Annotated in this window: 1 protein-coding gene; it reads left to right on the top strand. The window is 74.8% G+C overall.

Annotated features, from left to right (window positions below; translation table 11 throughout):
* Positions 1–7: 7 nt before the first annotated feature.
* Entirely contained in the window at positions 8–21373 is a 21366-nt protein-coding gene (locus MicB006_RS28595) for a DUF6531 domain-containing protein (RefSeq protein WP_161565973.1), read from the top strand.
* Positions 21374–21404: the final 31 nt, after the last annotated feature.

Below are 21404 nucleotides of genomic sequence, written 5' to 3'. Positions count from 1 at the left end.
GTAGGACATGCCCGACTTCCACATCCCCAACGACCCGCAGTGGCAGTGGGCGTACGACCTCATCCTCGTCGCCGTCGGCGAGGAGTACCCGAAGGCCGACCCCACCGCCCTGCGGGCCATGGGCGACGAGTTGTACGCGCTCAGCAGCACCATTCTCAACGGGATGGGCGCCACCGCCAACCTCGGCTACGGGCTGGCCGGGAGCCTGTCCGGCCCGGCGATGGACGCGTTCCAGCAGTACCAGGTCGGCATCACCAGGAACGTGCCGGCCGGCGGCAACATCGCGCTGGCGCTGGGCGGCTCGGCCTACAACTTCGCGCTGGACTCGGAGAACACCCAGTACAACATCGTCATCGCGGCCTTCACCCAGGTCGTCGAGATCGCCATCGCGCTGGCCTCCGGCTTCGGCGCCGCAGCGGTTCCCGCGCTGATCAAGATCGGTCAGGAAATCGTCAAGGCCCTGATCGACCTGTTCCGGCAGCGCCTGCGGCACATGCTGATGCGGCTGGCCTGGGAGGCGTTCCAGGAGGGCCTGGAGGAACTCTGGCAGAGCGCCGCCGCCCAGGTGACCCAGATCATCGAGGGCAACCGCAAGTCCCTGGACTACAAGGACCTGGCGATCGCGTTCGCCGGTGGCGCCTTCATCGGCGCGGGCGTCAGCGGCGTGCAGATGATCGGCGGCAAGTTCTTCCCGAAGATCAACGACAGCGTCCTGTCCCGGGAAGGGTTGTCGGCGCTCGCCGAGACGCTGTTCGAGGGCCTGTTCACCATGATGGTCGGCGGCGGCGGATTCAACCCGTGGGCCACCATGTCCTCCTCGCTGATCGGCGGGATGGCGCACCACTACGCCACAGTGGTCGGCAACAGCTACGGTCCCGGCGCCGGCGCCAAGGCGCCGCCGAAGATCGAGACGAACAGCCTCACCACCACGCCGTCCGCGCCGCCGCCGACGACGAGCGTGGACGGACCACCGGTTCCCCCGCCCGTCGGCTCCCCCACCGGGACGGGCGGCCCCGCAGGTCACGGCGATGCCGGGAACCAGGGCGCCGGTGGCCGGCCTTCGGACGGCTCCGGCACCGCGGGTGGCGCCGTCGGCGGCCCGGGCCCGGGCCGGTCGGGCTCCGGCAGCCAGGACTCCGGGAGTCAGGGCAGTGCCGGCCAGGGCAGTGCCGGTCAGGGTCCAGGCAGTCAGGGGCCGGGGCAGCAGGGCGCGGGAGGCCAGGTTCCACCGGGCCAGGGCGCCGGGCAGCAGGGCGCGGGAAGCCCGGGCGTCCAGGCGGGCGGGGGTTCCACGACCGGCGGGCAGACCGGCGCTGGAAGCGCGACGGCCGGTGGACAGAACGGCGCCGACGGCCCGGTCTCTAGTGGCCAAGGCGCGGGTCGCGACGGCACCGGGAGCCAGGGCGCCGGCAACCCCGCCGGGAGCGGCAACATGGCCGGGGCCGGCAACACGGCCGTCGGGACGGACGCCCCGGTCTCCACCGGGGACGGGTCCGCGCGCGGGGACTCGACGGGTACTGCGGCCGGAAGCCCGCCGATCGCCACCGGCGCGCCCTCGGCCGCCTCCGCGACAGTGGTCACCGACGCCACGACGACGCGCGGCGGCGCCCTGGCCGGACCGGACGGCTCGACGTCGGGTGGTGGGCTGCCGGGGTTCGACACCACCACGCCGTTGGCGTCGGCGACGCAGCCGCCCACCGCCTCCGGCTCACCACCGGGCGCCCAGGCCGGACCGGCGGCGCCGTCCACGACCGCGCCGTCCCCCGCTACGCCCTCCCCGGCCGCGCCGTCGGCCGCCACGCCCGCACCGGCCGCGCCGTCGATCGGCACGCCGTCCGCCTCGGCGCCCTCCCCGGCTACGCCCGCAGCAGCCGCACCCGCCACCGGTACGTCCTCGCCGAACTCGCCGTCGGCGGCCACGCCCGCGGCAGGGCGAGCCGACAGCACCGGTGCCACGCCTGTGCTGCCACCGGCACGGGAGCAGGCGGGCGGCGTCTCGGTGGAGGTCGCTGCGGTCGGCGTGCCGCCGGCGGCCGGTCCCGCAGTGGGCATCGACGCGCCGGTCACCCCGGCACCGGCGACTGCGGCGTCCACACCGACCGGCCCGGTCGTCACCGCTGACGGCCCGACCCCCGGGCCGGCCGTCCCCGTGGACGGTGCGAGGACCGCCCACGCCCCGGTGGACGCGGACGGCACCGGCCCCCGGAACGACCTCGCGCAGGCCGGTGCCCACCCCGGCCCGGACCGGTCCGGCGACCCGGGAACGACTCAACCCGTCACCCCGGCCGCCGGAACACCCGTCCGGGCCGCGCCGAGCCCGCAGTTCCAGCGGGCGAAGTCGGACGCGGAACCGAAACGGCTGCGCACCGAGCGGTACGTCCCGTGGAAGGACACCGTCGTCCCCGGCACGCACCTGCTGCGCGGCGAGATCACGACCATCGACTTCACCACGCGGGAGTTCACCGCCGACGGGCGCGACTACCGGTCGTTCGACGTACACCTGGATCTGGTCTCGAAGAACGACCAGATGTCCCCGCATGAGCTGCGGGACTTCGCCGACGCGGTGCAGCGCACCGTCGACGAGATGGTCAACGACAGGTACACGCTGCCCGACGGCCGGCTGCTCCACATCGACCTGGTCGTCGACACGTCGCCGTGGCGCGACGGCATGACCCGCGACTGGCAGGCTGATCCGCGCCGCAACCCGCCGGTCGAGGTGACCTCGGAGACCGGGGTGAGAACCGACCAGCACCGGTGGAACACCGGCGACCGCCTCTCGGTGATGGTGCACGAGGTGATGCACTACCTCGGCGCCAAGGAGGGTCACCAGGCCGTCGATCACCTGTTCACCACCCGCGAGCGTCCGGGGGTGATGGGCCTCGAGGTCGACACCCTGCCGACGTCGTCGAAGCAGGCTGCGTCCTCGACCGGGCCGGTCGACTATCTCACGGCTGTGGATCTGGCGACGATCCACGACGCCGCGCTGACCGCGGGACCGGTGCGCGAGCTTCCGATCCCGCCGGCGACGCGCGAGCAGGCGCCGGACCCGTACCCGAACCCGCAGGTCCCGTCGCGTGCGCCGGCCCCGCCGCCTCCCCCCGGGGTGCCCGGCCCTCCGCCGCCACCACCACCGGCCGCGCCCGGTCGCCCGCCGGGGCCGGCCGGGGCGCCGATCCGGAATAGCGTCCCGCAGCGGGCGGACCTCTCCGCTGCCACGCTGCCGCCCCGGCAGCAGCCCGTGCCGACGGCGATCGGGCGAGCGCTCACCGACAAGTACGAGATGGTGCACGTCATCGACCAGGGCTCCCCGGGCCTGGGCCACCAGGCGGCGACGGTCGCCATGCTCGACGGGCTGGCCGCGACCGGCTACCAGGGCACCGTGGTCCTGACCTATCCCAGCAACAAGACGCCGTACTACGCCGGGCAGCTCGGCCGGCAGGCCGACTTCGACAGCCCGGTGGGCTCGTACGACCTGTTCCACAGCGAGTGGACCGGGCGCCGGGGCGGGATGGACGTCGTCATGCGACCGCAGCAGAAGCCCGTCGACCCGGGCGAGGGGCGGAAACAGACGCCCGCCGACGACCAACGCAAGGAGCGGGACTGGAAGGAGAGGCAGTGGCCCGGTGCCGGCGGCAGCGATCTGCCCGACTGGCGACGGAAGCTGCAGCCGTCGTTCCGGAAAGAGGCGGAGACCAGCGCTCAGGAAGTTGGCCAGGGTCTGCGCATCGACCTGGTCCGCACCGAAACTCCACCTCCGGGCGCTGCCCTGATCGTCCTGCCGGCCGTCGACGCGAAGAACGACGACGGCTCGGAGGTGCCCGGGGAGAAGAAGGAGGAGTGGTTCCAGAAGAACTGGGAGCGCTGGCTGCGCGCCGCCCACAACGGCAACCATGACGTGCTCACGCTCCAGCCGTTCCTGTGGGACAAGTTCCCCCGCCAGTTCCGCAGCACAAACGGGACGGTCAAGAATCTGGACGAGATCCTGACCGGTGTTCCGTCCTACCGTGGCCGGCCACCGGCCACCCCGCCGCCGACCGCCGCCGAGGTCATCAGGGCCAACCGCGTTCCCGAGGCCGACGCTCTCGCGAATCTGGTCGACGACCCGGACACCGACGTGGTGCTCGTCTACTACGGCAGGACCGAGGTCACTCCTGAGCACAGCGACGTGGTCGGCCGGCTGGCCGCCGCCGCCCGGCCCGAGCGGCCGACTGTCGTCCTGGTGGTCGGCGACGCCGACCGGAGCTTCACGACAAGCAACCCCGACGTCCACGTCGCGCCGCTGCCCCGCATCTCGCCGGAGCAGATGGCCGGGCTCCGCGACCGCGCCACGCTCGTGGTCACCGAGGGCGCCAACACCTGGCAGGAGTCCCTCGCGGCGGGCAGGCCCACGCTCTCGGTGACGGCGTCCGCGGGTGACACCCAGCCGTGGAAGCACGAGCCCGCGTCGGTCGCGGCCTCCGGCTCCACCGCAGGCCGCGACCGGCTGTTGGCGGCGTCGGAGTACCTACGGCTCGGCGGTGACCCCGACACGGTGCGAGGCTTCGTGCGGGACGACGACGGCAGCGTCCGCGCGTACTTCGACCGGTGGCAGCAGGCTCTCGATCATGTCGGCTCCGACCAGGTCGACCAGGCTCTCGCCACGGTCACCGGCCTGCCGTTGGACCCGGAGGCCCGCCAGCGTGCCGAGGCCGCGCCGGGCGCGCCCCCGATGGACACCACCGAGCGCACGGCCGGGACCCCGCCGACCCGGCTCGACGTACCCAAGACCCGCGACGAGATCACCCGGGCGCGCCACGAGCAGCGCGACACCGCGCCGCGCCGGATCGCGAACACCAGCGCGTACGACGTCATCGTCCGCGACCCGAGTCCGGACACCCGGGTTCCGGACGTGGTCGCGCGCTCCTACGAGCGGGCCGGCCTGGCCCTCCCGCCGGCCGGCCGGCCCCGCCTGCGCCTCGACGCGGTCGACAACCGGATCGCGTACGACCACCGGGTGCTCGACCTCGGCGACCGGAACGTGCAGGACTTCACGGTCAAGGTCTTCCTGGACCCGCGCGACGCCACGGCCGAGGCCGCCCGGGGCGACGTCGAGGCCCGGGTGACCGAGGCGGTCGACCGGATCTACAACCAGGGCTTCCGCATCGGAGACCGCGACCAACTGAACGTCACCGTCGAGTTCGTGACCCGCCCCGGCGAGGCGCACGCCGTCGTCGCGCTGCACGGCACCCCGTCGCCGGCCACGCAGACCGCCTGGTCGACGCATTCGTCCGACCTTGACCTGGCGCACGAGATCGGGCACTTCCTGGGCCTGCGCGACGAGTACGCGGTACCGGGCCGGGCCCTGGAGCGCGCGCTGGTCCGCGACGACAACTCGCTGATGGCGACCACCACCCCGCAGCCCGGCAACGAGCCGCGGCTGCTGGCCCGTGGCGTCGAGCAGATCGCCGGCCTGCGGCACGACGTGCTCTCGCCCGATCGCGGCGCGTTGCCGCCACGGACGCGGCCGTCCCGGTTCGAGCCGGTACGGGTGGCCGGCGGCCGCAACGCGCGGTTCGACGAGCTGACCGGGCACACCCGCGACGTCAACCCGGGCACCTACCGGCAGGCGACGATCGACCTCAAGAACGAGGCGGCGCCGATCGGGTTCGTCGTCAACTCGATGCTCCCGGCCGCCGACGTCGACCAGATCCCCGAGGTGGTCCGGGCCGTCACCGAAGGCCTCGCCCCGGGCACCCGGGTCGCGTTCGTCTTCGGCGTCAACACCACCGCCGAGGTGCCGGACCTGGCGTTCCGGGACGCGGTCGCCCGGGCCGCCCGGCTCGCCGAGAGCCTCGACGTGCCGGTGGCGGTGAACGGCTACGCGGTCGGCACGAAGAACGACAAGTTCCCGTACGGCCGCACCCGCAACCAGGTGCTGCGCGACAGCGACACGGTGGCCGCGATCCAGGGCCTCGCGCAGGGCGGTCCGGACGGCGCGGACCGCCGCTACCCGTACGTCTCGATCCAGGACTTCGACCGGGGCGCCCGTACGATCGCCGACGGCACCCACGTCTTCGACCGCATCAACCGGGCGACCCGGTTCGATCCGGAGGCGACCGGGCCGCAGACCGACTCCCCGGCCCGGCCCTTGATGATCTCCGGCGGCTACCGCGTCGGCGACGCCGCGGACCTGGTCCGGCGTACCCGGGAGCGGCTGGAACGACGCGCCCGCGACCACGAGGCGAGGATCGCCGAACTCGCCACGCGCGACGACAAGGACGCGCGCAGGGAACTCGGGATCGAGCGACAGAAGCTGGCCGCCGTCCACGGCGGGCTCGGCAAGCTCGCCACCCGAACCGGGCAGGACACGTTCGTCCGGGACTTCGCCACGGCCGTGGACGAGGACATGCGCTCCCGGGACCGGCAGGCCACCGTCCACCCCATGCTGCCGTACTCGCCGGAGCCGAACCTCTTCGTCGACGGCCTGCTCGTCCTCGGCCGGCCCGAGGTCCGGTTCGGTGACGCGGGCGCCGAGTTCCTCCTGCTGGCCGAGAGCCTGCACCAGGCGTACGGCGACGAGCTGGCCGTCGCCCACGGCGCGGCGACGCCGGCCGACCTGCCCCCGGACGTCCTCACCACAGACGTCCAGGTCGAGTCGCAGAACAACAGGCACCCCGACCGCGACCTGGGGTTCATGACGGACTTCGTGGGCGCCGCCACGCCCACCGACCTGTCCCGGCTGGCGGCCGACTTCGCCGCCGGCAACTTCCTGCCCCAGTCGCACGCCGTGCCCACGAACGCCAACCGGCAGCTGTTCTACACCGAGGGCACCGGCTTCAAGGAGTACCGGGCCGAGCTGCGCAAGCCCGGCATCGCCGCCGGCAAGCCGTTCGCCGCCCCCACCGACGTGGTGCCCCGCCGCGCGGGGGTGACGCGCGCCCCGGGCGAGCCGCCGAGGACGTGGCAGGAGTCGCTGACGCCGGAGCAGCTCCAGCAGCTCGGCGCGCAGCCGCACAACCGGCTCGTCACCACCGTCTCGCTGCCGCCGCCCGGGGCGGGTCCCGCGCCGGAGCCCAGCGGCGAGGTCACGGTCGACCCCGACCTGGACCCGTCGAAGCCGGCCCGGACCATGGGCCTGCCGACCAGCCAGCGCCTCGTCGCAGCGCACCTGGTCGCCACGTCCAACGACTCCGGGACCATCCAGCAGGAGTTCGCCGCCGCCACCGCCATCGCCGATCGTGGCGGGCTCAGCCGGCAGCCGGACTCCCTCTACGACGCGATCGCCGCCGGGCTGCCGGGCGCCGACGCGAACACCCTGCGGATCGACACCCTGCGGGCCGGCCGGGACACGATCGTGCTGGACGACGCCGCCGCGATGCGGCAGCAGCGCCCGTACGACAACGGGCACTTCGTGAAGGCGGCCCTCGCACCCGACCCCGGCACGCGGCGCCGCGGCACCCCGATCGACGACGCCGAACGGCAGCGGACCGGCAACGCGCACGACGTGGTCGAGTTCGCCGCCGCCCGGGGCAGCCGGGTGCACCTCACCGTGCACGACGGTGCGGGCGGCCCGGTCCGGGAGTACCCGGTGCGCGGCGCCAGGCCGCAGGGCCGGCTGGCGCTGGTCCGCACGATCGATGAGTGGGGCCGGGTCACCTACGCGCCGTACGTGCCACCGCCGCCCCCGGCGAGTGACACCGGCGACAGCGACGGCAGCGACAGCGAGTCCGGTGACTTCGGGATGTTCGGCGACGACGGGCTCGCCACGTTCGCGCCGACCGCCACCGAGCCGGCCGGCACCGCGACCACGAGCGCCACGACAAGCGGCGCCGCCTCGCCGCCGGTGGCCGGCGCCGTCGACTCCGGCCTGGTGTTCGCCGCGCCCGGCGACCGCGCCACCAGGTCCACCGCCCGGGACTTCCCGGACCGGCCCGACCGCTACCACGTGTTCGGACACGGCGAGACGGACGCGATCCGGGTCGGCGACACCCGGATCACCCCGGCTCAGCTCGCCGCGCGGATCCGCGAGGACCGCGACCGCTGGCAGGGACGCCCGATCGTCCTGATCGTCTGCGACAGCGGCACCGACCGCAGCAACGGCTTCGCCGCGCAGCTCGCCCGGGAGCTGCCGGGCACGAGGATCATCGCGCCCGGCGGCGTGGTGTGGGCCGGGCCGACCGGACACGCGATCGTCACCGGGAGCGACAGGCGCGGCCCGGACGGCGAGGCTCTCACCCCACCGACCGGGGACACCCGGTTCGTCGAGTTCGAGGCGTCGCCCACCGACCCCGGCCGGCTCACCGTCACCGAGCTCTCCCACGTCCTCGACGCGTACACCCCGGTCGGTCAGGTCGACGCCGACCGGACGGCCCGGTCCGTCGCGCAGCTCTCCGCCTGGGCGCAGTCCGACGTCACCGAGGTCGAGGCCCGGACCGGGCCGGCGCTCGACGCTCTCACGCCCGCGCTCGGCGACGCCACCCGGGCCGACGCCACGCACCGGCGCGCCGCCGGGCTGCACCGCGACGCGGCGAACCGGCTGGCCGACCTGTCGGCGAGCCGGCTCCAGCTCGATCAGCGCGCCGACGAGGCGCCGAAGCTGGCGCGGGCCGGCGTCGACGCGGCGGCCCGCGCCGGGGACACGGCCGACGCGCGGCGGCTGCGCGAGATCGCCGGACGGACCGAGGAGCACATCCGCGACCGGGACGACGGGGTACGCGCGTCGCTCGCCGCCTCGGCCGCCGAGGTGGCCACCGTACGCGACCTGCGCGACGACGCCGCGTGGGCCGAGACGACGGCGGCGCGCGCGGACGAGGACCTGCGGTTCCTGCGGGAGCGGCACGACCGGCTCGCCGCCCTGCGGGCGGAGACCCGGCACTGGGCGGACCAGGCCGCCCGGGCGGCTACCGACGCCACCGCGGCGCTCGGCCTGCCGCCCGGCCCGCAGCGGGACCTGGCGCTCGCGGACGCGCTGCTGCGGGCGTACCCGGCGGTGAACGCGACCGCGCGACGGCGGGCCGACCTCGACCGGCTCACCGCCGAGCTGGCCCCGCTCGGTGACCTGCCGACCGCGGTGCGGGACCGGCGCGACGCCGCCGCCCACGCCGACCGCCTGGTCGCCGACGTGACGTCCCGGGCGTCCAGCGCGTACGCCGCGCACACGGCCGCGTTGTCGCACATGGACGACGCCCACGACTCGCTGACCGAGTCGGAGGAACGACTGAACGACGTCTACGACCTGGCCGAGCGGCTCGGCGTGCCGCCCCGGGCCCCGTCGCCCGCGCCGGCCGACGCGCCGGATGCGACGACGCCGCAGGACGACGCCGACTCCGACCTGGAGCCGCCGGCCGACCTGCTGGTGGAGACCGGACCGGCGGGCCTGGCGCCGTTCTCGCCGCCCGAGACCCGCAGCGACGAGACCACAGCGGGCGAGGCGGCCCCGGGCGAGGCCGCCGCCGAGGAGATCGGCACGGCGCTGACCACCGAGGGCGAGGTGGCGCTGCCGTCACCCGAGGCGGTACGCCGTCGCCTGCCCACCTACCTGCGGGACAGCCACACGCTCGGCATCGCCGAGCAGCTACGGGCCACCCGGGACGCGGCGCTCGGCGCGGCGCTGCGGACCCTCGACCCCCGCCTGCCGGCCGACGTCGTCGCCGCGGTGGAGGCCGACAGCCGCGACGACATCGACCAGTTCCTCGGCGCGGGCCGCCCCTACCCGGTCACCGTCGGCGGCCGCCCCGCCGAACTGGTGGTGACCGCCGTCCTCGACTGGGACCGGCTGACAGTCGACCGGCTCCACGACGATCCGCGCAAGGTCACCACCAGGACCCGGGAGAACCTCACCCACACGTTGCGGCACAACCGTGACCGGCACGTCGAGCCGAAGGTGACTGTGACCGCGCTGCCGGGCGTCGTCGTCGGCGTGGGCGGCTCGGTGCCGACGGCGCCCACCACCGAACACTCCACCGCCCACAAGGGCACCTACACGTCCACCACCACTGTCAAGGTCACCGACATGGCCGAGGTGAGCGTGCCGGTCCGCTTCGTCGCCCGGCTCGTCCGGCCCGGCCGTCCCGACACCGGACCGGTCCAGGCCGCCGGCACCGTCGCTCTCGCCGTACCGACCGGGTTGCGTCCGGTCGGTACGACCGCGACGTCCGCCGCGGACCCGGCGCTCGACGGACCGGTCCCGGCCCGGTTCGCGGTGGAGAGCGTACGCAGCCGCCCGGCCGATCCGGGCGCCACGTTTTTCGAGCAGGTCGAGGCAATCCTCGCCGAGGACGGCATGGCTGACGTGGTCCGCATCGGCGCGCCCGGCCGGCCGGCCGTGCAGAAGCTGCTCAGCGACGCGGCGTTCGCCGGCACGTTGCCGACGACGGTCGTCACCGACCCGGCGAACCGGCACGACGGCTGGGTCCGGTCCGGTTCGCTGCCGCGCGGCGCGCGCACGGGCTGGCGGCGCTTCTTCCCGGGCCGCAGCCAGCAGGTCGAGGTCCGCCTGGTCGCCCGCCGCATCGAGCAGGTGGAGAGCGTCGACGGGACCGCCCACGTCGACACGTCCGCGCTCGCGGCCGAGAGCAGCGGCGGCGCCACCGCCAAGCGGCTGTGGGGCGGCTGGGCCACCGCCGGCCCCGGCGTGGACGCTGGGCCGCTCAGCCTGGTCGTCGCGCCCCGGGTCGGCGGCAGCCGGGAGGCCGGCGTCAGCCGGACGGTCACCGAGCGGACCGGCGCCAAGCAGACCGTGACGGGCACCGCCCCCGGCATCCGGTACCGCGTCGAGTACGGCGTCCAGGTGCGCGTCCTGGGCCGCGAGCCGCGGATGCTGGCCGGTTCCGTCGAGGCTCTCCAGTGGACCACCCGGGACCGGCTGCCGGGCACCGCCCTCGACCCGGGCGGCCGGGAATGGCACGGACGGCGCGGCGCCGCCCGGACCCACTTCGCGCCGGCCCGCATCGAGCGGGGCGAGTCGTTCGGCGGCGCGCACCTGACCCGGTTCGGCGACCGGGGGCTCTACGAGACGGTCGCCGAGGCGGTGCGGTCGGTGCCCGGTCACGACCGGTTCCGCCTGGCCACCCGGGACGAGATGCTGCGGCACTTCGACGACCCGCGGCTCGCCGACGGGCTGACCCCGCAACTGCAGGCGGCGCTGAGCCGCGACGCGGACCTGCGTACCCAGCTCTCCCCCGACCAGCTGCGCCACCTGGCGGACCGGATCGTCGGGCCCGGGCTGAAGATCCCGCTGATCCGCACCGGCACGTTCCACGACCACGTCACAGTGGTGACCATCCGGGGCACCCTGCGCGACGTGTCCGACGGCGACCTGCTCGACCGCGAGAAGATCGGCACCGACGCCAAACGGGACGCCCGGTCCACAGTGACCAGCGGGCGTGACCGCAGCACATCGGCCGAGATCAGCCTGGAGCCCCGCATCCTCGGCCCGCTCGGCCAGGCCGCCTCGGCGATGCTCGGCGGCCCCCGCGCCGCCGTCACCTGGAGCGCCACCGACGAGAGCGCGATCACCGGCCGGCAGGCCGCCGAGAGCAGCCACGGACCGGCGCTCGACGACGAGGGCAAGCCCACCGGCGTACGGCTGCGCGAGTTCGCCGCCACCCTCGACCTCACCGTCACGGCCCGGTCGAGCGTGCGGGTCAACCAGGCGGGCCGGCAGCTGTCCGTCGGCGCGTACGGCCGGGACGTGCCCACCGTCGTCGCGACGTCCGAGCAGCGCCCCCGCACCCACCGCCTCGACGTGCGCATGCTCGTCCCCGAGACGCGGGTCTCCCGGCAGCGCCCCGCTCCCGATCCCGGCCCCGCCGCACGGGACGAGCAGACCATCGCGTACCCGCCCCCGCTGAGCCGGATGACCGGCGGCCCGCACGACCTCGACGGGCGCCGGGTGGAGTCCTTCGTCGGCGCCGGCCGGCTGCAGGAAGCCGTGGTCGACACGCTCCACGAGGCCGGCGGCGACGACATCTACACCGTCGAGGACGGCCGGATCTCCACTGTCGTCGCCGACGAGCTGTCGCCGGAGCGCCTCACCGGTGACGCCGAGCTGTTCAGCCGCCCGCTGGCGCTGAGCAACCTGTGGCACGGCCGCCGGGCCGCCGACGCCCGCGCCGACGTGCGGGTACGGCTGCGGCCGACGAACCCGGTGGTGCTCGACGACGCGGACGAGTTCGCCCGGATCAAGCGGACCTTCGCCAGCGGCACCGCGCGCAAGACCGCGCACGGACGCTCGATCGAGCTGAGCCTCTCCGCGACCGGTGTCGCCACGGTGAGCGGCCCGGCCGCCGACCACGGCGGCAGCACCGGCCGGCCGGCGGGCGCCGTCGTCCTGTCCGTCACGCCGTGGCGGCGCGCCTGGGGCCGGATCAGCGAGCGCAGCGTCTCGGGCATCTCCAAGCTGCGCGTCGGCGGCCGGCCCGAACGCGAGCTGCTGGTGCGGGTCGACGTGGAGGCGGAGGTGGTCGCCGAGGCACGGCACGACACCAACCTGCTTCCGCTGGGCCTCTGGCCCGCCTCCCCGGCCCGCCGCGCCGGCCGGCGGCTCACCCTGCCGGGCGCTGTGGTCATGCGGATGACGCCGACGGAGCTGAAGCGGCTCCAGGACCGCGACCGGGCCCGCCGGCACCAGAGCGCCGACGTACGGCTGCAGCTGCGACACGCCGAGAACGCCGAGACGGTACGCGCCGACCAGCGCGAGCAGCGCGCCCGCATGGCGCGGGCACAGGCCGCTGAGCGTGGGGAACTGCTGCGGCGGCAGCACACCGAGCGCCGCGACGCCTCCGACTACGTCGACCGGGTACGCCGCCGCCGCGCCGTCGGCGAGGCGGAGCGGCGGCTCGTCGACCAGTCCTTCGCCGCGCAGGAGGAGCGGCACCGGCGCGAGCTCGCGGAGCTGACCGCGACGCACGACGAGGCCACCCGGGCGCTGCTTCAGGCGCAGGAACGCCAGCGGGCCGCGCAGGCCGAGCACCAGCAGCGCGAACGCGACATCGTCCGGCAGGAACAGCAGCGGCAGGACGAGGCCGCGGCCGACCCCGGCACCCCGGACGACAGGGAACAACCCGCGTTCCGGCCCGGACCGCAGCGGTCGTTCGGCATCGGCGGCGTCACCACCCACGTCGACCTCACCGATCGCATCCCGCACCTGCGGCGGGCCCTGGCCCGGGCGTCGAGCGAGGAACTCGCCCAGGCGATCCTGCCGTCCGACCAGGACCGCAGCCCCTTCGACCCGGTACGCGGGCTCGGCAGCTCCGGTTTCCTCGGCGCCGCCCACCTGCACCTGGCGGACGCGCTCAACGGCGGCCGGAGCGAGCCGATCCGCGTGGAGCGGCGCTTCCGGGGCTCCACCTACCACGTCACGCTGACCGCCGAGCCGGTCGGCGAGCCGAGCTTCACCGGCATCGAGCTGGTCGACGAGATGTCGGTCACCGACCGCTCGGTCGTCGGCGAGGCGCACACCCGCACCACCTCCCGGACGGCGGCACAGGTGACGCTGACCGCGCGGGCGCAGGGCACCGAGACCGAACGGGTCGAGGACGACGCCACCCGGACCACCGGGCACGGCCCGGCCTCCGGCACCGTCGCCGCCGGCCTCACCGGCACCGCCGCCCTCGACAACCGGGCCACCAAGGCGACCGAACGCACCGGCCGCACGTACGAGCAGACGCTCACCGTCTCCGGGCCGGTGCCGACGTACCGCGGGGCGGTCCGCCTGACCATGACCGTCACCGGCAAGGGGCTGCCCGAGGACGGCGTGTCGATCCAGGCCGTCCGCGACGTCACCACGTACTCGGCCACACAGGGCCGGCCGCAGGCCGTCTCCGGGCCGGTCACTCCGGTGCCCGCCGCGCAGACCACCGATGCGGGGCGGCAACTGTGGCGCGGCGCCACCGGCTTCGATCCGCTGCCCGAGCCGGGCCGCTTCGCCGTCGAGGACGTCCTGGTCCACCTGCCCGACCTGCACGAGGCGGCCCGGCAGGCGCTTGTCGCGTCGGGCGTCGAACCCGGCCGCGACGTCACCGCGGCGCTGCGCGACACACTGACCGTCACCCGGATGAAGGCGCTGCCGGCCATGCTGGCCGGCGCGTTCCCGCTGCCGATGCCGGCCCGGCTGGGCCGCGACCTGTACCTCGACGCCCGCCTGGTGGCCCGCCCGAAGCTGCTGCGCGCGGACGCCACAGTGAAGATCGGCGGCTCGGCGAAGCGGAACGCCGACACCGAGTTCGAGCAGACCAGCGGCCATTCGTTCGCGCTGAGGACGGCCGGGCCGCTGGTCGTCGGCGGCGTCGGTCATCCGGGCGGCGCGAGCCGGGTGGGCGAGCGGGAGGCCTTCAACGCGGTGAACGCCGCGACCCTCGTCGAGCATCAGCTCTACCGCACCGACCCGGCCGCCCAGGTGAAGGACGAGGGCAAGGTCGCCGTCAGCACGACCGGCAAGCCGACCCGGCGCACCGATCCGGACGACAAGCTCACCGCCGCGGTGGAGTACGACGTCGAGTTCCGCTTCGTCGCGCGTTCCCGCGACACCGCCGGCAAGCACCGGGGCGGCGCCGAGGTCCGGGTGCCGGGCGGCTACGTGGTCCGGCTGGACGAGGAGGCGGCCCGGGCCGTCACCGGCCGGGACCTCTCCCCGGGGCTGCGCGCGTCCGCGCTCGCCGTCGCCGACGCGGCGAAGACGCTGTCCGAGGCGACGGCCCGCCTGGACGGCCTGACGTCCCGGGCGGACGCGGACCCGGAGGAGGTAGCCGGGGCCGAACGGGCCGTGGCGGACGCCGAGAAGACCTGGTGGGACGCTTACCACGCGCACGAGACCGAGGTGACCCGGCCGCCGGTCCCGGTCCCGCCCGCTGCCGTGCCGGCCGCCGCCGTCGCCACCCCGACCGCGCAGACCCCGCTCGTCGGCGACCCGGTCGACGTCGCCACCGGCCGGGTGATCTACACCGAGGTGGACGCCCGGCTCCCCGGGCTCACCCTGGAGCGGACCCACCGCTCCGACTACCGCTGGGGCCGCTGCTTCGGCCCGGCCTGGGCCTCCACGCTGGACCAGCGCGTCGTCACCGACGCCACGCACGCGCGGTTCCTGGCCGCCGACGGCTCCGTCCACACGTACCCGCTGCCCGCCGAGGGCGACGAGGCCCGGCCCGTCCTGGGCCCCGGCGGGCCGCTGCGCCGGCTGACCGGCGGCGGCTGGCTGCTCACCGGGCCGGACCGGCGGCTGCTGTTCGCCCCGGCCGCCGGGCACGACGACTCCTGGCTCAGCGACGTGGTCACCGACGACGTCGGCTGGCACATCGAGCGCGCCGCCGACGGCACGCCCGAGCTGCTGACCTCGACCTCCGGCGTGGTCGTGGTCCCGCACCTGGCCGGCGGCCTGGTCGTCGGCGCGCACGTACGGGCACCCGGCGACACCACCGCCGAGGCGGTCCACCTGCCCACCTTCACCTACGACGACAGGCGGCACCTGGTCGAGGTACGCAACTCCTCCGGCCACGCCACGCGGCTGCGCTACGACGAGGCGGGCCGGCTGGTGCGCTGGCAGGACCGCAACGGCGAGTGGTTCGGCTACGACTACGACGACGCGGGCCGCTGCGTCCGGGCCGGCGGCGCCGGTGACTGGCTGCGCTACCGCCTGCGGTACGACGACGGCGTCACGTCCGTGACGAACTCGCTGGGCCAGGTGACCCGGTACGAGATCAACGAACGCCGCCAGGTCACCGCGATCGTCGATCCGCTGGGCGCGACCACCCGGCAGGAGTGGGACACGGCGAACCGGCTGCTGTCGCGTACCGACCCGCTCGGGCGCGTCACCCGGTTCGACCACGACGCGCGCACGCTCACCCTGCCGGACGGCTCGACCCACCGGGTCCCGCCGCGCCGGCCCGCGCCCGCGAGCGGCATCGAGTTCGACGCGCTCGGACAGGTCCGGGCGACCCGGACCCCGGACGGGGCGGTCACGACGTACGGCTGGACCGCCGAGGGGGACCTCGCGTGGCGGGTCCGCCCGGACGGCTCCACGCAACGGTGGTTCTACGACGGTGAAGGGAATCTGGTGGACGTCATCGACGCATCAGGAAGGGCGGTGAGCTTCGAGTACGGCCCCTTCGATCTGCCCACGGCACGGGTGGATCAGGCGGGGAACCGCACCGAGTTCACGTACGACACGGAACTGCGGCTGACCGCCGTGACGAACCCGGCGGGCCGGACGTGGCGCTACGAGTACGACGCGGCCGGCCGCCTGTGCGGGCAGACCGACTTCGACGGCCGTACCCAGCGCTACGAGCACGACGACGCGGGACAGCTGATCGCGCACACCGACGCCGCCGGCACCGTCACCCACTACCTGTGGGACGCGCTGGGCCGGGTCGTCGAACGCCGCGTCGGTGACGCCGTCACCCGCGTCGAGTACGACGCCGACGGCCACGTCGCAACCGTGACCAGCCCGGACGCGCAGGTGCGGTTCACCCGCGACGCCGAGGGCCGGGTGCTGTCCGAGACGATCAACGGCCGGACGGTGCACACCTCGTACACCGACTCCGGGGCGGTCGCGACGCGCACCACGCCGTCGGGCCGGTCGAGCCGGTGGACGTTCGACGCCGACGGACGCCCGGAGCGCCTGACCGCCGGGGAGCACCTGCTCGGTTTCACGCACGACGACGCGGGCCGCGAGATCGGCCGGACCATCGGCGGCCTGGTCGCGCTGCGGCAGACCTTCGACGCGGCGGGCCGGCTCACCGGGCAGCACATCGCCGGCACCGCCGAGCGCCGCTACAGCTACGACGCCGCCGACCGGGTCACCGCGATCGCCGACTCGCTCGCCGGTGACCAGTCCTTCACCGCCGACGACACCGGCCGCATCCGGGCCGTCGACGGGGACGTCCCGCAGCGGTACGACTACGACGAGGCCGGCAACCTGGTTGGCGCCGGCGGCGGACGCTGGGAGTTCACCGGCACGATGCTGGTGCGCTCCGACGACGCGACGTTCTCCTACGACGCGAAGGGCCGCCTCACCGGCCGGGTCGACGCCGCGGGCGCGTGGCGCTTCGAGTGGGACGCCGAGGACCGGCTGGTGCTGGCCGTGACGCCCGGCGGCGACCGCTGGCGCTACCGCTACGACGGCTTCGGCCGGCGCATCGCCAAGCAGCGCCTCGGCGACGGCGACCGGGTGCTGGAGGAGGTGTCCTTCGCCTGGTCAGGCGACCTGATGCTGGAGCAGACGCACCGCGACGCCACCGGCGTGACCACCACGACCACGTGGGACTACCGCCCGGACGCGCCGGTGCCGGTCGCGCAGACCGACGACGGCACGCTCCGCGCGGTGATCACCGACACCATCGGCACCCCGACCCACCTGGTCGAGCCGGGCGGCGGGCTGCGCTGGTGGTCGCGGGGCGACCTGTGGGGACGCGGCGCCGACCGCACCGCGACGCCGCTGGCCTTCCCCGGCCAGTACGTCGACGCCGAGACCGGCCTGCACTACAACCGGTTCCGCTACTACGACCCGGCGACCGGCCGGTACGTCAGCCCCGACCCGCTCGGCCTGACCGGCGGCCCGAACCCGACCGCGTACGTCGCCGACCCGCTCACCGTCGCCGACCCGCTGGGCCTGACCAGTTGCACGCCCGCCCCGACGACGCCGCACCCGCTGGCCACCGTGGAACCGGCGCTCGCCGCGCCCACCGACCAGACGCCCAGCAGCCTGCCTACGAACGCGGCGCCGCCGCCGCCGAGCGCGCTCTACGGCATGCCGTTCCAGGTGCAGGTCGCCATCCTGGACGAGCACGGGCAGGTTCTGCGGTACGAGACCCGGCTGCGCGACACGCCGTCGCCGCCGCCGGTCTCCACCCCGGCCGGCGCCGTCGGATATCACGCCCGCCAGTGGTTCGAGCACGTCGCGCCGGCATCGCGGACCGACCTCCAGGACCCGAACTCCGTCGCGTCCCAGACCTACCAGGAGATCCGCGAAGCGGTGTTCCCGCACATCGGGACGCGGCCCCGCACGGGTGTCCGGTCGGACGCGATCGGCCACCAGAACGACCCGCTGGTCGGCGCGCTCAACTACTACAACACCACCACGACCACGCGCCGGGGCGAGCCGCGGACGCACACCGGTCTCGGTGACCTGATCGCCGACGAGCGCGGCGGCGGACGGCGGACCGCGAGCCAGATCGCCAAGTATCTGCGCGGCCGGATCAGGCTGGACCAGATCGAGTCCGCGGCCGGGCGGGACTTCGCCCGGATCGTGAGCTTCGCGGAGAACGCCCGCGGCTACGAGTCGGAAGTCAACTCGCTGCCCGTCGCGCTGGACTACATCGCGCACGCCGAGCGGGGGCAGGACGCCGCCGACCGGTGGCGCGACATCCAGTCGTGGTTCCCCCCGGCGGCGCAGGGATACGCCAGCGACGAGTTCGTGCCACGCGAGAGCCGGCCCCCGGTGGCGAGCATCATGCCGCGTCAGCGGCCCAACGCGATCACCGACACCGCCCCGTATTACACCGAGACCGAGTTCACCGGCGCGCCCGCGCCGGTGGCGAGTTCGTCGACCGCCCGGATCGTGACCGTCTCGCCGCGCAGCGACAGGTCGCGCAGCCCGGAGCGCCGGGGCGGCAGCAGCCGTCGCGGGCGCCACGGCGATCCCCGATACGGCTTCCAGGGCCCGCAGACCGGCACCACCGACGTCCGGGGTGCCGCCGCGCCGCTCACCGACCCGTTCCGTACGCCGCTCGCCGACCAGTTGACGGCGGCGCAGGGCGACCCGAGCGCGCAGGACCGGATCCTCGACTCGTTCCGGGACCAACTGTCGTACGAGTACACGTTGAACGACGGTTCGACGCTGCGGGTGCTGGCCGCCAACCTGCACGGCGACACCGCCGACACGGACGCCGACCTCGGCACGCTCAACGCCCTCGACCGCGACCACCTGCGCCGGATCAACGACAGCCGGGATTCCGGCAGCGTCACCGCCAACGTCGACTGTGTGCCGCTCACCCTGGCCGTCGACGCGTACCGGCAGACCGGCGCGGTCACCCAGGTGCCGGCGCAGACCCAGCCGATGGAGATCGGCGAGGTCATGAAGCGGTACCCGGGCCGGAGCGTGGACGAGGTCGGCAGCATCCGCGGCCTGATGGAGGCCCTCGGCGCCATGCCGAACGGCACGACCGCGATCGTCGGCCTGCGGCCCGGGGGTCCGGGGACCGTCGGACACGTCATCAACGTGTCGAAGGACGGTCAGGGCCGGGTCACCTTCGAGGACGCCCAGGTTCCCGGGCTCGCCACGCTCCCGGCGATCTCCCCCGACGGCTCGGTCGTCGTCATCCGGACCAGCGACCCGGCTCCCGACAGCGACGTCGACATGGCCTCGGTCCGCGACAGCGACTCCGACACGGACATGGCCTCCGTCCGCGACGCCGACAGCGACGTCGACATGGCGGACTTCTCGCCGACCACGGAGACGTTCGCCGGTGTGGCGCCCGAGGCGGTGGCGAAGACCACCGCGCAGACGCCGACTGTGGGTGACCCGATCGACGTCACCACCGGCCGGATGATCCTCACCCACACCGACGCGGTCATGCCGGGGCTCACGCTGGAGCGGACCTACCGCTCCGACTACCGGTGGGGCCGGTCGTTCGGCCGGGCCTGGGCCTCGACGCTCGACCAGCGGATCATCGTCGACGGCGAGGAGGTCCGCTACCTGGCCGCCGACGGCTCGCTGCTCACGTACCCGCTGCCCGCCGAGGGCGAGGTGGCGCAGCCGGAGACCGGCCGCACGCTGCCGCTGCACCGGCTGGTGGGCGGCGGCTGGCTGCTGACCGATCCGACGTCCGGCCGCAGCCTGCTGTTCGCCGCGGCGTCGGACACCGAGTCGCTGCTGACCGACGTCACCGGCGGCGGCGTCCGCTGGACGATCCACCGCGACCGCCGGGGTACGCCGACGCGGCTGCTGTCGTCCACCGGTGCCGTGATCGCGCTCACCTCGTCCGCCGGGCTGATCACGATGGTCTCCCTGCCGAACGCGGCGGGTGACCTGATGGTGGCGTCGCAGTTCGGCTACGACGCCGACCTCAACCTGATCGAGGTGACGAACTCCTCGGGCGACCCCGAGCGCTTCACGTACGCCGACGGGCGGCTGGTGCGCTGGGAGGACCGCAACGGCGAGTGGTACACGTACACCTACGACGTGGCCGGCCGGTGCGTCGCCACCGACGGCAAGGGCGGCTACCTGCGTTACCGGTTCGACTACCAGCCGGGCCGCACGGTGGTGACCGACTCGCTCGGCGCGGTGCGCGTCTACGACCTCAACGACCGCTTCCAGGTGGTCGCCGAGACCGACGCGCTCGGCGCGACCACGCGCAACGTCTGGGACGAGGCGTACCGCCTGCGGTCCACGACCGACCCGCTGGGCCGCACCACCTCCAGCGAGTACGACGCGCTCGGGCGGCTGGTCGCGGTCACCCGGCCGGACGGCAGCCGGTCCACCACCACGTACGACGAACTCGGTCGCGCGGTGTCCTGGACCGACTTCGACGGGAGCACCCGCAACCGCCAGTTCGGCCCGGACGGCCTGATGGTCGCCGAGGTGGACGCCTCCGGCGAGGTGGTCCGGTACGAGCAGCCGGCCGCCGACGGCCGGGGCACGACCACGCACGTCGGCCCGACCGCCGTCGTGCGCGACCCGGCCGGGCAGATCACCTCGGTGAGCACCGGGCAGGGCGAGACGGAGTACGTCTACGACGCGCTCGGCCGCCTGTTCAGCATGCGGGACGACACCGGTCTCACCGAGTTCGGCTGGACGCTGGAGGGTGACCTGGCCTGGCGGGAGAACCCGGACGGCTCCCTCGAGGAGTTCCGCTACGACGGCGAGGGCAACCTGGTCGAGTGGGTCGACGCCACCGGCCGCCGGACGATCCGCGAGTACGGCGCGTTCGACCTGGTCACGGCCGAGATCGACGACGAGGGCAACCGCACCGAGTACGCGTACGACACCGAGCTGCGGCTGGTCCGGGTCACCAACCCGGCGGGCGCGACGTGGAGCTACACGTACGACCCGAACGGCCGGATGACCTCCGAGACCGACTTCGACGGCCGCACCCAGCGGTACGTCTACGACGCCGCCGGGCAGCTCGTCGAGCGCACCGACGCGGCCGGCGCTGTCACGCACTACGCGTACGACCTGCTCGGCCGGGTCGTGGAGCGGCGCACCGGCGAGGCGGTGACGCGCTTCGCGTACGACGCGGCGGGGCGGGCCGTCTCCGCCGAGGGCGACGACTCGCAGATCCGGCCGGAGCGCGACGCCGCCGCCCGGGTGGTCGCCGGGCCGGTGAACGGCGCCACCGCGTCCACCTCGTCCGGCGGTCTCCAGCCGGAGCCGCGCATCGCGCCCGTACCCCGGCGCTGACCCACCGCCCGACCACCATCGACAGACAAGG

Source organism: Micromonospora sp. B006, assembly GCF_003408515.1.
Lineage (GTDB): Bacteria > Actinomycetota > Actinomycetes > Mycobacteriales > Micromonosporaceae > Micromonospora > Micromonospora echinospora_A.
Note: the sequence above shows the minus strand (reverse complement) of the source record. Positions and strands in the feature narration are given on the sequence as shown.